10 protein-coding genes are annotated in these 14594 nt (G+C 58.3%); 6 read left to right on the top strand and 4 right to left on the bottom strand.

Translation table 11 applies throughout. The features are described from left to right. Positions 1-86: 86 nt before the first annotated feature. Positions 87-995: a LysR family transcriptional regulator gene (locus IV433_RS19000; RefSeq protein WP_195815474.1), complete on the bottom strand. Its 909-nt coding sequence runs from the start codon at positions 993-995 to the stop codon at positions 87-89. A gap of 153 nt (positions 996-1148) precedes the next feature. Between IV433_RS19000 and IV433_RS18995 the strand changes: the two genes are divergently transcribed. The 5 genes from IV433_RS18995 to IV433_RS18980 all read left to right on the top strand — a co-directional run bounded on the left by IV433_RS18995 (position 1149) and on the right by IV433_RS18980 (position 3411). Beyond that, complete coding sequence (locus tag IV433_RS18995) at positions 1149-2378, top strand: MFS transporter (protein WP_195815473.1); 1230 nt, start codon at positions 1149-1151, stop codon at positions 2376-2378. A 98-nt stretch (positions 2379-2476) separates the two neighbouring features. After that, on the top strand, positions 2477-2626 hold the full coding sequence (locus IV433_RS18990; protein ID WP_165056865.1) for a hypothetical protein: 150 nt from the start codon (positions 2477-2479) through the stop codon (positions 2624-2626). A 25-nt stretch (positions 2627-2651) separates the two neighbouring features. Then, the gene (gene yniD / locus IV433_RS18985; protein ID WP_095923072.1) at positions 2652-2759 is read left to right on the top strand and encodes a small membrane protein YniD; all 108 of its coding nucleotides are present in this window, start codon (positions 2652-2654) and stop codon (positions 2757-2759) included. 76 nt (positions 2760-2835) lie between these two features. After that, positions 2836-2967 carry a hypothetical protein gene (locus tag IV433_RS26315; RefSeq protein ID WP_255534104.1) on the top strand — a complete coding sequence of 44 codons (132 nt, stop codon included), beginning with the start codon at positions 2836-2838 and terminating at the stop codon, positions 2965-2967. 201 nt (positions 2968-3168) lie between these two features. Then, a complete protein-coding gene (locus IV433_RS18980; RefSeq protein ID WP_195815472.1) occupies positions 3169-3411 on the top strand; it encodes a hypothetical protein in 243 nt (80 codons plus the stop codon). On the opposite strand, the gene recD is transcribed toward IV433_RS18980, so the two are convergent. Genes recD through recC form a run of 3 tightly spaced genes read right to left on the bottom strand, consistent with a single transcriptional unit; the run spans position 3408 to position 12576 of the window. Next, complete coding sequence (recD, locus tag IV433_RS18975) at positions 3408-5456, bottom strand: exodeoxyribonuclease V subunit alpha (protein WP_195815471.1); 2049 nt, start codon at positions 5454-5456, stop codon at positions 3408-3410. The genes IV433_RS18980 and recD overlap by 4 nt on opposite strands. After that, positions 5453-9133 carry an exodeoxyribonuclease V subunit beta gene (gene recB, locus IV433_RS18970; RefSeq protein ID WP_195815470.1) on the bottom strand — a complete coding sequence of 1227 codons (3681 nt, stop codon included), beginning with the start codon at positions 9131-9133 and terminating at the stop codon, positions 5453-5455. The genes recD and recB overlap by 4 nt, the downstream gene beginning before the upstream one ends. Beyond that, positions 9130-12576 (bottom strand): exodeoxyribonuclease V subunit gamma, encoded by a 3447-nt coding sequence (recC, locus tag IV433_RS18965; RefSeq protein ID WP_195815520.1) that lies wholly within the window; start codon positions 12574-12576, stop codon positions 9130-9132. The genes recB and recC overlap by 4 nt, the downstream gene beginning before the upstream one ends. Positions 12577-12927: 351 nt before the next feature. Between recC and IV433_RS18960 the strand changes: the two genes are divergently transcribed. Beyond that, positions 12928-14586 (top strand): ShlB/FhaC/HecB family hemolysin secretion/activation protein, encoded by a 1659-nt coding sequence (locus IV433_RS18960; RefSeq protein ID WP_195815469.1) that lies wholly within the window; start codon positions 12928-12930, stop codon positions 14584-14586. Positions 14587-14594: the final 8 nt, after the last annotated feature.

Here is a 14594-nt window from a genome sequence, read left to right as displayed (position 1 = left end):
CAGCAACCTGACGCCCACACGACATCTACCTGACAACTTTTACTAACAACAGGTTAGCGGATCAAAATGCGGTATCTGAGGGATTTCTACACCGGGCACCGCAAGGCCAGTTCCGGGATTTCAGGGAAAACCCGCTCGCTGAGAAAGTCGATCAGCACCCGCAGCTTCGGGGTCATATATCCCCCCGACGGCCAGAGAATGAAAAAGTCGGCGCTGCGGCTGACATACTCATCGAGCACAGTAACCAGTTGCCCCTTTGCCAGCTCTTTGCGGATGCTGAAATCCGGCAGACACGTTATGCCCAGCCCCTGCAACGCGAAACACTGGCGCGTCTCAATATTATTACAAACCATCGAAACCGGCAGCGCCAGATCCTGATATCCGGAAAGCGGCCAGGTTTCCAGTTTTCCGCTGTTTGGGAAACGAAAATGCAGACACCGGTGCGCCATCAAATCAGGCGGTGAAGCCGGAACGCCATGCTCTTTGAAATACGCCGGGGAGCCCACCAGCAAATGGTGAAACGTCCCCAGTTTACGCATCGACAGACGCGAATCCACCATCTGACCGGTGCGCACCACGGCGTCAAACCCTTCGTCCACCACATCCACAATGCGGTCGGTAAAATCCAGATCCAGTTCGATATCCGGGTAACGCCGCATAAATTCGCCCAACACCGGTAACAGCAGGGTACTGACCTGCGGCAGGCTCAGCCGCAAACGGCCACGCGGGGATTCGGAAAGCTGCAACAACTCGCTTTCCGCCGCTTCCAGCTCCGCAACAATCCGGCGGCTGCGCTCGAGAAACAGTGCGCCTTCTGCCGTCAGCGTCACGCTGCGGGTGCTGCGGTGAAACAAGCGAACATTCAGTTTGGCTTCCATGCGCGCAATTGTTTTGCCCACCGCTGAGGCAGAAACGCCCAGCAGGCGACCGGCCGCGACAAAACTGCGGGTTTCCGCCACGTGTACAAACACATTCAGGCTGCTCAGACTTTCCACTGCCACCTCTCATTGCGGACGTTGGTGTCCGTATATTCTGGAAATCTACCCTACTTTTTCCGTACTGAGGAGTTCTCTATCGTGATTTAACACATTCAGAAACTGAGATAACACCATGAAAGAATTATGTGGCACAACTAATAAGGTGAAGTCATGAATCAGATACCGAAAAAGACGCCGCTTCCGCTCTCTGCCTTGCTGGCGATGGCGCTGACCGGTTTTATTGCCATCATGACAGAAACGCTGCCCGCAGGATTACTGCCACAAATTGCCGGTGGCCTTGACGTGTCGCAGGCCATGGCAGGTCAGATGATTACCGCGTATGCCGCCGGTTCGCTGATGGCCGTGCTGCCGCTGGTTGCCCTGACGCGGGGCTGGAACCGCCGCACGGCGCTGTTGACGGCCATCGCCGGTTTCCTGGTTTTCAACACGCTGACCACCTTCTCGACGAATTTTGCCCTGACGATGTTTGCCCGCTGGATGGCCGGTGCCGCCGCCGGTCTGGCGTGGGGCTTGCTGGCCAGCTACGCGCGGCGCATGGTACCCGCGCATCAGCAGGGGCGCGCGCTGTCGGTTGCGATGCTCGGCGCGCCGGTGGCGCTGTCGGTGGGTGTGCCGCTGGGAACCTGGATGGGTACGTTGCTCGGCTGGCGGATGGCCTTCGGAGTGATGTCCGCGATGACGTTGCTGCTGGTGGTCTGGGTGCTGCGCAAGGTGCCGGATTATCCCGGTCAGGAAGCCGGAGAGCGACAGTCGCTGCGGCAGGTCATTATGATGCCGGGGGTGCGCAGCATTCTGGCGGTGATCCTGCTGTGGATGCTGACCCACAACCTGCTTTATACCTACATTGTGCCGTTCCTGCGGCTCTCCGGTCTGGCCGGTCATGCGGATCAAATCCTGCTGGTGTTTGGCATTGGCGCACTGGCGGGTATCGGGCTGACCGGCATACTGGTGGATAAACGTCTGCGCCAGACATTGCTCACCAGCCTCGCGCTGTTTGCGTTGATCTCACTGGTGCTGGCGCTCAGCAGCCATTCGGCGCCTATCGTGACGCTGTGCGTTGCGGTTTGGGGGCTGACATTCGGCGGCGCGGCGACCTTACTGCAAACCGCGATTGCCGATGCCACAGGTGAACACGCAGACATGGCGCAATCGATGGTCGTGGTGGCCTGGAATCTGGCCATTGCGGGCGGCAGTTTGTCCGGCGGAATACTGCTGGAAACTGCCGGGATCGGCGTCTTCCCGTGGGCGATGCAGATTCTGCTGGTCGCCGGTTTACTGATTGCCTGGCGTGCCAGAAAACAGGGCTTCAGGCCCGGCCCGCGGCATTCTCACGCGCATCAGGCGCAGGATCAAAGTTTCGGAAAGGCACAAAAGGTATAATTTCTTAAACCTTTCCCGAACCAGACGCCTGAATTCTTCCCGGATCCCGGCCTGTTCTGGTAGAGTAAAAAACAGGCAAATCAGAAATAATGAGATCCATGGAAGCGCGTAAAAAAGCGGGTTTGTTCTTAACCGTTCTGGCCACAGCAGCCCTGCTGCTGATGGCCTTCGAATGGCTCGCCGATCAGACGGTGCCAGAACTCAAAGAGCATGTTGTTCACTATGTCGATCAGCATATGGCGGGCTAAATGCCCCCCAAAACAGGGAGGAAAAATGGTGACAAAACGGATGATGGCCAAACACTGGAAAATGGTGGTGGTGCTTCTTTGCATCTGTGGTGCGCTGATGCTCCTCCGCTGGGCCGCCATGATCTGGGGATAATCTCCCCGGACAGGTTGTCCACACTATCAATTTGAGTTAAGTTATTTCCCGTGTGAATACAAGGAGGTAACGCGGCATGTTCCGTGTGGCAGAAGTTCTGTTAGTCCTGATCTTGATTGTCTGGGGAATGGTTTTGTTTGATATCGGCAGCATCAGCCTGCGGATCAGCCAGTTCTTCATCTATCTGGAAGAAATGCGCCGCCCCTGACTTTATCCCGTATTTCAGTTTTCGCTCCGCCCTTCCTGCCCCAATATCTTACCCTGATTCAGGCTAACCGCTGCAGTTCTGAACGTCCGCCAGTCAGGTCTTACTGATTAAATAAGCAACAAATCGGCCAGCGGGCTTGAAACCTGATGCCGTGCAGGCGAAAATATCCCCCGTGATGTTTAAGAGCCTGACCGTCTGCTTATGAATAACCGCAAACCGCGTCGTCCTCACGGGCGATGGACCTATTACATTATGTTCGAAGACATTCTGTGGCCCTGCCCGGTTCGCTGGGAGTGGGAGAATGGCTACGGCGGCTGGCTGCCTTTTTACTACTCGCCGACGCTGGAGTTTGTTGCGGGCGATCCGCACAAAGCCACGAAAGTCGCGGGCCCGAAAGCCCGCCCGCTGCGTAAAGCGGCAAAAATGCACGAGTACGAGTTTTAATTAATCAGCCCGCTGGCGCGCAGCACCCTGCGCTGAACGGCTTCCGGCAGCACCGCGTTAATTCCCCCCATACATCCCAGACTGAACCAGTGACGTGCACGGGTAATACCGGTGTAAATCAGCTCGCGGGTCAGGATCGGGCTGAGATTCTCCGGCAGCAGCAGCGCCGTATGGGTAAATTCAGAGCCCTGCGATTTATGCACCGTCATGGCAAACACTGTTTCGACCGCCTGTAAGCGCCCCGGCATCACCCAGCGGGTGTCCTGAGTGCCGTCGCCGGTCAGGAATGCCACGCGCAGCACCGACACCACGGAACCGTCCGCCAGCCGGTGAGGAATTTCGAGCGTGATACCGATATCGCCGTTCATCAGCCGCTGGCTGTAATCGTTGCGCGTCACCAGCACCGGACGCCCCGGGAACCAGCCGACCGACGCTTTCAGCAGCCCGTCTTTAAACAGAATTTCCGCGATCCGCAGGTTCAGCCCTTCCACGCCCCAGCGTCCGCCGCGCAAAGCGCACAACAGCTGAAACTGACTGTACGCCAGCAGCACTTTCGCCGCCCAGGCGCTGAATGCTTCCGGCGGCGCATCATCGGCCGGACGTTCATGGGTCATCACGTTCAGATAATGGCGGTAACCCACCGGCGGCTCGACGCCTTTGCGGCTTTGTGCAGCCGGAAACCGCCCCGCCGCGCCGTTAATCACCCAGTCGCGCAGTTCGGTATCGTCATCCGCATTAAGCGTAAGCTGAGCCAGATCGGCGTAACCCTGTTTCCAGACCTGTTTCAGCGCTTTAACGTCGCCGTCGTTGACCGCTTCTGCCAGCTGTCCGATGCCGCTTTGTGCATCAAAACGGTAGCTGTGGCGCAGCATTACCACGGCCTGATCCATCGCCGTTCCCGCCGGGTCGACCAGCGCATCCGGGATTTCTTCCCCCGTCACGCTTTGCAGCCAATCGCGGGTTTGCGGCAGATAATGCCCGCTGGTGGCACGCTGACATAACTCGCTGAGCAGCGCACCGGCTTCCACCGAGGCCAGCTGATCTTTATCGCCGAGCAGGATCAGCCGCGCGTTCTGCGGCAGTGCGGCCAGCAGCGCGGCCATCATTTCCAGATCGACCATCGACGCTTCGTCCACCACCAGCACGTCGAGCATCAGCGGATTGCCCGCATGATGCCGGAAATGCCGGGTATCCGGCCTGCTGCCGAGCAGACGGTGAAGCGTCACCACGTCGGTATTAATGCTATCGCGCACCGCATCGCTGTTGTTCAGCGCGTGCAGATCTAACCGGGAAACCGCGCCGGCCACCGATTCGTTCAGACGCGCCGCCGCTTTACCGGTCGGCGCCGCCAGCCGGATACGCAGCGGCTGGCCGTTTTCTTCCAGCGCAAGCGCCTGCAAAAGCGCCAGCAGACGCACCACCGTGGTGGTTTTCCCGGTGCCGGGGCCGCCGGTAATAATGCTGAACGCACTCCCCGCCGCCAGCCCGCATGCCAGTTTCTGCCAGTTCACCTGCCCTGCGTTTCCGGCCTGCGGGAACAGGGCATCGAGTGACGCGCGCAGCGATTCCGCGGGCAGCGCATTCAGCTGCGTACGGCTCAGACGCTGTTCAATGGCCTCACGCACATTCTGCTCGTACTGCCAGTAACGCCGCAGATACAGGCGATGCCCGGCGAGCACCAGCGGCGAATTACCGTCGCCGCTGCCCACCAGCTGCGGGTTCACCAGCGCCGCCATCCACTCTTCCAGGCTCAGATCGTCAAGCACCGCCGACGGACGGGAAATTGCGCCATCGGAGTGATCGCCATCGGGCGGAAGCGAGAGCGAAAATGCGCTGTCCGCCAGCGTGGCCTGCAAATCCAGACACACATGGCCGCGCCCCAGCTGGTAGCTGGTCAGCGCCGTCGCCAGTAATAAAAGCGGGTGTGCATCCGGTGCTTCTTTTGCCAGAAACGTCACCAGCGCGCGATCCAGTTCGCGCAGCCAGCCGCACTCCACCCAGCTGGCCAGCAGTTTTAAAATATCTTCACGGCTGTTGATTTTCATGCGCGTTCCTCAGTGCGGCTGAAAAGAACGTCGAGTTCTTCCATTAATGCTTTATCCGGCCGCTGGACGCAGACCCCGTTGCCCGGCGCGTGGCTGCCGCGCAGGAATAAATACACCGCGCCGCCGATATGGCGATCGTAGTCGTAATCCGGCAAACGGGATTTCAGCAAGCGATGCAGCGCAAAAAGATAGAGCGTGAACTGCAAATCGTAACGGTGATCCCGCATCGACTGCGTCATGGCCGTCTGGTCATAACCGGTAGCGTCATCGCCAAGCCAGTTGGATTTGTAATCCAGCACGTAATAGCGCCCGTTGTGCTCAAACACCAGATCGATAAAGCCTTTCAGCATGCCGTTAAGTTCTTCCGCCAGCAGCGGTGCGCGCTCTGCGCCCTCAAGTGTGAAGTGCTGAACGACAGTATCAAGACGCCGCGTGGACACCTGGGACAGTGAGAACCAGAACTCCATTTCCACCTGATACGGCGGCAGTGCGGCCAGCGTGAAACTCTCTCCGCCCGGCAACGCCAGCGGCTGTGTCAGCAACGCCGTCAGCCAGCCGGTCAGCGGAACAATCCACTGCTCCCAGCCACGCGTATTACAGCGCCGCGCCACCTGATCGGCGATTCGCTCCGGGTTTTCCGCCAGTGCGGCAAAACCTTCATCGCCCGCCCATTCCAGCAAACCGTGCAGGAAATTACCCGGCGCAGGCCCGCGCGGGAAAGCATATAAATTCTCACCGGTCATCGGCTGCAAAAGCCCGTCGGCAGGCTCTTTGTTCTCCGACTTTTTATCTTCTAAATAGCTGTCCTGCGCGGCACTTTCGATTTCAACCGGCGGTTCACGGTTCAGCGCTTCCGGCACGATATAAGTACCGGCAGGGGCGATTTGCAGACCGGAGAAACTCGATACCCACCAGCGCGGGCCTTTGTGCGTGCGCAACAGCGGACGCGGTCCGAGCTCCGGCAACGCCTGCTCGCTGCGGTACACCACGCCGACCGGCACCGGCAGCGGCCACGCCTGAATATTTTCTGTTTCCAGCGCCTGCAAACTGGCGGGCAGTTCTTCAGCCTCAACCGGTTCACCGCCGTGGAAAAGGTAACCTGGCGCGCTTTTCTCAAACTCTTTCAGCGGCGCCATGCCGAGCCACAGCGCGTACCGCGAGCGGGTCAGCGCCACGTAGAATTTACGCAGATCTTCGCCCAGACGTTCGCGGTCTGCCAGCCCGCGCTGCTCTTCGGTAGCGCTCAGCGCGATTTCAAGTTCACCTTCCGGCGTATGCCATTTCAGCGGCGAATCCTGTTTTTTCACCGCGCGGAATGCACAGGCAAACGGCAGGAACACCAGCGGATATTCCAGCCCTTTGGATTTATGCACGGTAACCACTTTCACCAGCGCCGCGTCACTTTCCAGACGCAGCTTGCGCGCATCGCCGCCCTGATTTTCATCCTGACACTGCTCCGCCAGCCAGCGGATCAGTGCGTGTTCGCCATCAAGCTGCACGCTGGCCTGTTGCAGCAATTCGGAAAGGTGCAGCAAATCGGTCAGCGCCCGTTCGTCGCCGTGCGCGAGCAGATGACGCGGTACGTCAAACTCCCACATCAGACGCCGCAGCATCGGCAAAATGCCCTGCTTGCGCCAGCACAGACGCAGTTGCTGGAACTGCTGAACGTAGCGTTCCCACTCGTTTTCATCCTGATTCAGGCGGTCCAGCGCTTCCCAGCTTAAATGCAGTGAAGGCGTGCCCAGCGCGGCGCGCAGAAGACGGTCATTTTCCGGCGCGGCGCAGGCCGCCAGCCAGAACTGCAATTCCCCTGCCTGCGCACTTTGAAAAATGGATTCTTTGTCAGAAAGGTACACACTGCGCACGCCGCGTTTGGTCAGCGCCGTGCGGATCGCCGCCGCTTCCCGTCCGGTATTCACCAGAACGGCAATGTCTCCCGGCGCGACCGGTTTAAACGGTTTTTCCGGCTGGCTGAAACCGGCCGCGCCCTGCTGCCCGAGGCGCAGCAAACGGACAATTTCCGTCGCGCAGCCTTCGGCCATCAGCTGGGCGTATTGCGTTTTCGGCAGTGCATCGGTCTGATTTTCCGGATACCACAACGTCATAGCCGCGGCTTCTTTTCCGTCAATCTCCCAGGTTTCTTTGCGTCCCTGAGCGTCCACCGGCAGGAACGGCACCTGATTTTCATCGCCACGGCGGAACAGGAATGCACCTTCTCCGGCAGTACGGTCTTCGGCCAGCGAAAAGACGCTGTTCACCGATGCCACCATCGCACGGGTAGAACGGAAGTTGGTCGCCAGCGTGTAGTGACGCCCTCCGGTGTCGCGGCGGGCGCGCAGATAGGTATAAATGTCGGCACCGCGGAAGGCATAAATTGCCTGTTTCGGGTCGCCGATCAGGATCAGCCCCTGCTCCGGCGCGTTTTCGGCCACGCGGTAAACGGTGTCGAAAATCCGGTATTGCAGCGGATCGGTATCCTGAAATTCGTCGATCATCGCCACCGGGAATTGCGTGCGGATAATCTCCGCCAGCCGTTCGCCGTTATCGCTGCGCAGCGCGGCGTCCAGGCGGGTCAGCAAATCGTTGAAGCCCATCTGCGCCCGTTTTTTCTGTTCGACGTCAAAACGGTTTTCAATCCAGCGGCAGGCATGTTGCAGCAGGCCGCTGCGGGCATCGGGCAACGTTTCCAGACGCGCTTTCAGCGTTTCCATTGCCGTCAGCGCCGGATGCGCAGGCGGTTCGCCCTGTGTCCAACATTCAGCCAGACCGTCTGGCGTCAGGCGCTCCCAGCCGGTGTTCAGCTCAGGAATGAGCTCATCGCTGGTCGCCCAGGCATAAAGTTTCTCCAGCCACGGATTAAAATACCGCGCCTGAATTTTCCGGCCGTTCACGACTTTTGCCGCCACCGCGCCTTCGAGGAGGGTACGCAGTTCCTTCGTCCATTCCGGCCAGCCCGCTTTCAGCTCGCTCAGCTCTGCGGCTTTTTGCTGATTCACCGTCTCAAAAATGACAGCAGGGGTTTCGTCGGTACCCAGCATTTCAGCGTATTCCAGCAGCGGAGAGACATTCTTGTGCAGGTCTTCCGGCGAACGCCACCACGCGCGCAGCGTCCTGATGTCAGGTTCCGGCAGGGAAAAATAGAAGCTGCGCCAGTAATCGCGCACCACGTTCATCAGCAGTTCGGTCTGGTCAGTTTCCAGCGTCTGGGTAAACAGGCTGTCGCTGTCAAAAGCATGTTCACCGAGCATACGGTTACACCAGCCGTGAATGGTGGAGACCGCTGATTCATCCATCCATTCCGCCGCCAGTTGCAGCTTACGCGCGCATCCCGCCCACTCTTCCGGCGGGTATTCCGCACGCAGGTTCAGCAAAAATTCGTCGCCCGCTGACGGCTCATCCGGATCTTCCAGAAAGCACGCCGCCGCTCTGGACAAGCGTTCGCGGATCCTGTCGCGCAGCTCTTTGGTGGCGGCATCCGTAAACGTCACCACTAAAATTTCCGGCGGCGTCAGCGGGCGGCCGAACGCGTTCCCGCCACCGTGGCCGAGCACCAGCCGCACATACAGCGCGGCGATGGTGAAGGTTTTACCCGTCCCGGCGCTGGCCTCAATCAGGCGGCTGCCGGTCAGCGGGAAATTCAGTACATTCAGCGCAGAGGGAAAAATGCGTTCCTTCATTCTTTCGCTCCTTTTTTGCTGCTGCGGGAAAGATGATTTTTCAGCGGTGCCAGCAGTTTATCCGCCAGTTCGGCGAATTCGCCGCCGGACCACAGCGTGGCGAAATCCGGCCACGCGCGCGCCAGATATGGGTTGCTGTCGCGTTCACCAAATTTCATATTGGCGGGATCGTGATTTTCATAGGCGTCGCGGGCCGCAAGCCCGGCATCGCTGTCCGGCGGGCTTTGCGCGGTGCCGTCTTTTTTCAGCCAGACAAAGGCCGTTTTGACCGCCAGCGGCAACGGCCTTAATTGTCCCTGTTGCCAGGTTTCGATCAGTTGCTGCCAGAGCGCCTGCGCGTCGGCAATCTTCAGCGGCGGTAATTCTGCCGTCCCGTTTTTACTGATAATAATGCTGCGCATCTGCTGTCCGCCGAGGTGTCCGGCCAGATGCGCAACCCAGTAAGGAAGCAAACGGTCAAGGCGGTAATTGCGGTCCTTGATGATGCCGATGCTTTCCAGCACCACGCGGGCGCGATCCCCGCTGGCGTTCGCACGTAAATCACCGAGCCAGTCAGAGACAATCACACCTTCGGTTTCAGCGCTCAGCGCTTCGCTGGCCAGCGTCTGCGGCCATTCATCGAGCACGCTCTGATAACTGGCGAACAGCGTTTCCATCGGCTCGGCGAGATCTTCACTCAGCACGGCGGCGAATTCGCCCGGTGCCAGTTCACCGCGCCGTTCGATGCGTTCAAGCTGCTGACGCAGAATATCCTGACGCGACTCTCCCGCTTCCAGCGCCCATTTCTGCGCGCGGATCAGTTCATCCTGCAAACGCCAGTTTTCCAGCGCATTGATATCAAACGGCTCCTGATCTTCACTTCCCGCATCTTCCAGTTCGAAGTAAATATTCAGCCGCTGGCGGAAGAAACTGCGCACCGGATCGGTCAGAAAATCCGCCAGCTGACGCAGCGTAAGCGTCCCTTCCTGCTCCACCGGCGGCAATGGCTGCGGGGCATCAGCGCTGATATCCGCGTCCAGACCGGCGCGCCATTCGTGGGCGTAGCTGAAAAGCCCGCTGCCCTTGCTGAAGTAATCACGGTTAAACGGTTGCAGGCGATGTTCGGCGGTGAGTGCATGAATCAGATCGCCGTCGTTTTGCGCTTTCCAGCCCGCGGCCAGATGGTCGCGCAGTTGCGCCACCAGCACCGACGGCGGCCGTTCGGTATTATCGTGAATGCTGCGCCCGACCCAGCTGATATGCAGACGTTCGCGCGCCGACAGCAACGCTTCGAGGAACAGATAACGGTCATCTTCACGGCGCGAACGGTCGCCCGGCCGGTAATCACGCCCCATCAGGTCGAAATCCATCGGCACGCGGTTGCGCGGATAATCGCCGTCGTTCATCCCGAGCAGGTAAACGTGACGGAACGGAATGGCGCGCATCGGCATCAGCGTGGCAAACGTGACGGCACCGCCAAAGAACGGCTGCGTCAGGCCGGACTGGTCGAACTGCGCCAACCAGTGTTCGCGTACGACAGACAGCGGCAACTCGGCCTGAAGATCGACGCTTTCACAGGCTTCAAGCCAGGTTTCCAGCTCGGTATGCAGACGCACTAAAATAAAGCCGTCATCGCCGTCATCTTCGGCAAAATAACCGCTCAGCAACGCCTGCAAACGTTCGCCCCAGACGGGCGGCGACGCGGGTTCACACAGCTGACGCCAGGTTTCATCAAGGCAATTTAAGAGATGCGACAGCGGGCCAATCAGCGCGGCTTCCAGCCCGCCGATTTCATCCAGCGGTTCAATGCCCTGCCAGGCGTCACCGCTGCCGACGGCGTAACCGAGCAGCATTCGTTGCAAGCCGAAGAACCAGCTGTTTTGCTCCGGCGATAACGGCAGTTCGAGACTCTGACGCTGTTCCGCATGCAGCCCCCAGCGCACGTTGGCGGCGCTAATCCAGCGGTGCATCAGCGGCAACTGTTCTTCGCCGATGCCAAAACGCTGACGAACCGACGGCACATCGAGTAAATCCAGTAAATCGCTGACGGCAAAACGCGACTGCGGCAACGTCAGCAGACTTTCGAGCGCGCCGAGCAGCGGGTTATTCTGACGCGGCCCCTGATCGGCCACGGTGAACGGGATATAGCGCGGATCGCTGCGTTCCATCAGGCCAAACACCGCCTGAATGTGCGGCGCATAGCCATTAATATCCGGCACCATCACGATAATATCGCGCGCTTTCAGGGTCGGATCGGCGGCCAGCGCGGCCAGCAGACGGTCGTGCAACACTTCCACTTCCCGCTGGGCACTGTGCGTTATCGAGAAACGCAGGGATTCGTCATTCAGCGCATCAATCTCAGGCCATTTTTCCTGCGTTTCCACCAGCGGCCGCAGTTGCAGAATATCTTCCTGCAACTGATGCAATAAAGTGTCTTCGCCGTTGGAGGTGAACAGGTCAATGCGCGGGATCACCGGCGCGAGCGTGGAGGCGTAGGATTCGTGGTTGTCATATTCATTGAGCAGGCCGATGTAATCTCGCCCCTGTTTGCCCCACGCTGCCAGCAGCGGATGCGCGTGCTGATGTAAATCGCCTTCGGCAATCACCTGCGGCATACCCGGTTTACGCCGCTGACGCGCACGTTCGGCACGCAGCAGATCTTTATCGGCAATAATATCGCTCCAGTCGTGCTCGCACGGGTTATGCACACACATAAAAATGTGCGTCCAGCGGCCCAGCACGGCCAGAACTTCTAAGGATTGTTGCGGCAGCGAAGAGATTCCGAAGACAATCAGGCGCGCAGGTAGGCCGGCCGGACGCTCGTCTTCAGGAATGGTTTGGGCATGTTGCAGAAAACGCTGATGCAGCGCGGCGCGGCTGGTCCCCCGTTCGCTTTCAGGCACATCGGCCAGCAAAGCGCGCCACAATTGCGGCTGCCACAGCAGGTTTTCCGGCAACGGCTCGCTGCCTTTGCGGCTGGTGCGCAGCACGTCCAGCCCGTTGCCCCAGTCTTCCAGCCAGTCGGCGCGGTAAACCTGATACTGATCGAACAAATCCGCCAGACGCTGCGCCAGCTGATGCAGCTTACGCATATCGCCGTCGTCTTTTAAGAAACGCGCCAGCGGAGCAAAAACCGGTTCAGGCAGTAATTCCGGCAACAGGCGGATCAGCCGCCAGGTCAGCAGCGGGCGGTCAAACGGCGAGGAATCCGGCACCTGATCTTTACCCAGCACCGCGCGGTAAACCTGCCAGAAAAAGCGCGCAGGCAATTTAATATCCAGCGCCGCCGCAATCCCGCAGCCGCCTTCGGACACATCGCGCGCCAGCGCCAGTTTCAGCCACTGATTAATCCCGTTGCTTTGCACCAGAATCACTTCGTTTTCCAGCGGAGACAGCGGATGCGCCGCCATCCACGACACCAGAATATCCCTCAGCGCCTCTGAGTGATTTCCGTGTAACACCATCAAACCTGAATTCACGCCCGCATCCCTTATTGTCGCCGCTCAAGAAGACAGATTTTGCGTTGATTTGGAACGGATTGAAAGCAAAAGAGGCCGGTTCTGCCGGTGCGGAAAAGTCGTCACCTTATTTTCGGAATAGCGCTTGCTGGTAACTTATTTAATTGGCTTATCAATATTAAAATATCGTTCATTAAATAAAATCCGAACCGTAAATAAGATTTTTCCGGTCAGAAACTTTTTTAGGCGTTTTTTCAGAAACAACTTTGAACAATTAATCGCTTCCTGATATAAAGCGATTAAGTTTATCTCATTTCATAATTTAAAATAATAGATTCGTAAATAAGGATATTTACAGTGAATGTTAAGTTCTCATTTCTGGCAATAGTTTTTGCCGGATTTTCTGTGCATGCCGCTCCGCTCAGCCCGGCGGACAGAGATTCGATTGAGCAGCAACAACGCGGGCGGCTCCAGCAGGAACAGCTGCAACGTGAAGATCTCGAACGTGGCCAGCCGCTCTCTGCGCCCGTACAAAAACCCGCAGAACTGAACGACGCTCACTGTTTTACCGTTTCTACTATTACCGTTTCCGGGGCGGGACATTTGCCTGCGCGTAAAAAAGATGCGCTGACCGCGCCGTTTATTGGAAAGTGTTTAGGCATTAAGAATATTACCCAACTGGTGCAGGAAATATCTGATGAGTATATCAGGAAGGGTTATATCACCAGCCGCGCCTACCTGCCGGAGCAAGATCTCTCGCAGGGGCAATTAAATATCCGGGTGATGGAAGGAAAGCTTCAGGATGTTCAGTTAGATCATCGCAATGACCGTATGCTGGCCATGGCGTTTCCCGGCCTGAAAGGCAAAATTCTTAATCTGCGCGACATTGAACAGGGAATGGAACAAATCAACCGGCTGCGGCAAAACCCGGTGCAGATTGAAATTTTACCGGCGGAGCAGCCGGGCTTTTCCGTGGTGAATCTGACGGCAACGCCGGAGTTCCCGGTCACTGCCGGTGCAGGGTTTGATAACAGCGGCCAGAAAAGTACCGGAACCGGCCAGATGAACGGCTCGCTGACGGCCAGCAATGTATTAGGTCTGGCGGATCAATGGTTTGTCAGCGGTGCGCGCAGCAGTGATTTTTCCATCTCTCACGATGCCCGCAGCGTGCAGGCGGGAATGAGCGTGCCTTACGGCTACTGGCTGCTCAATTACAGTTACAGCTACAGCGATTATCTCAGCACAGTCAGTTCGCGCGGCTTTGGCTGGCGCTCTTCCGGCGATTCGCAAACGCACCGGGTGAATCTTTCCCGCGTCCTGTTCCGTAACAGCGATATCAAAACCGGCGTTTCGCTGGGCATCAGCAACAACATGGCGCGCAATTATCTTAATGATGCACCGCTTGCCAGCAGCAGCCGCAAACTCAGCAACGTGAATGTCGGGATTAATCACAGCCAGAAAGTGTTCGGCGGCCTCTCGACGCTCAACCCGACCTTCTCACGCGGCGTGCCGTGGTTAGGGGCGGAAAACGATCAGCATAAACCTGCGGATGCGCCCAAAGCAGAATTCTCCAAATGGTCGGTTTCCGGCAGTTTCTACCGGCCGGTCAGTCAGAAAATCACCTTTCTTTCGAGCGCCTACGGCCAGTGGACCGGCGACCGTCTGTACGGCAGCGAACGTCTGACGATTGGCGGCGAAAGCTCGGTGCGCGGCTTCAAAGAACAATACCTGTCCGGCGATAACGGCGGTTACTGGCGCAATGAACTCAATACCGCGCTGTTCACCGCGCCGCTGTTCGGGCAAATCACCGCCGTGGCCGCCATTGACGGCGGCTACCTGCATCACGATAACCACGATGTCAACGCAGCGGGCACGCTGTGGGGTGGCGCGGTCGGGCTGAACAGCAGCGCACGTTATTTTTCCAGCCAGTTTACCGTCGGCTGGCCCCTGCGTTATCCGGGCGATTTAGCCCCTGACCGCGTTGCCGTTTATTACCGCCTGAACTTCGTGCTGTAACCCCGATA

The sequence above is a fragment of the Rahnella laticis genome, from assembly GCF_015644585.1.
Classification (GTDB): Bacteria; Pseudomonadota; Gammaproteobacteria; order Enterobacterales; family Enterobacteriaceae; genus Rahnella; species Rahnella laticis.
Note: the sequence above shows the minus strand (reverse complement) of the source record. Positions and strands in the feature narration are given on the sequence as shown.

Excerpts from the sequence above, each read along its gene's own strand:
- IV433_RS18995 (WP_195815473.1), top strand. The coding sequence starts at position 1,149 with ATGAATCAGATACCGAAAAAGACGCCGCTTCCGCTCTCTGCCTTGCTG.
- IV433_RS18990 (WP_165056865.1), top strand. The coding sequence starts at position 2,477 with ATGGAAGCGCGTAAAAAAGCGGGTTTGTTCTTAACCGTTCTGGCCACA.
- yniD (WP_095923072.1), top strand. The coding sequence starts at position 2,652 with ATGGTGACAAAACGGATGATGGCCAAACACTGGAAAATGGTGGTGGTG.
- IV433_RS26315 (WP_255534104.1), top strand. The coding sequence starts at position 2,836 with ATGTTCCGTGTGGCAGAAGTTCTGTTAGTCCTGATCTTGATTGTCTGG.
- IV433_RS18980 (WP_195815472.1), top strand. The coding sequence starts at position 3,169 with ATGAATAACCGCAAACCGCGTCGTCCTCACGGGCGATGGACCTATTAC.
- recD (WP_195815471.1), bottom strand. The coding sequence starts at position 5,456 with ATGAAAATCAACAGCCGTGAAGATATTTTAAAACTGCTGGCCAGCTGG.
- recB (WP_195815470.1), bottom strand. The coding sequence starts at position 9,133 with ATGAAGGAACGCATTTTTCCCTCTGCGCTGAATGTACTGAATTTCCCG.
- recC (WP_195815520.1), bottom strand. The coding sequence starts at position 12,576 with ATGGTGTTACACGGAAATCACTCAGAGGCGCTGAGGGATATTCTGGTG.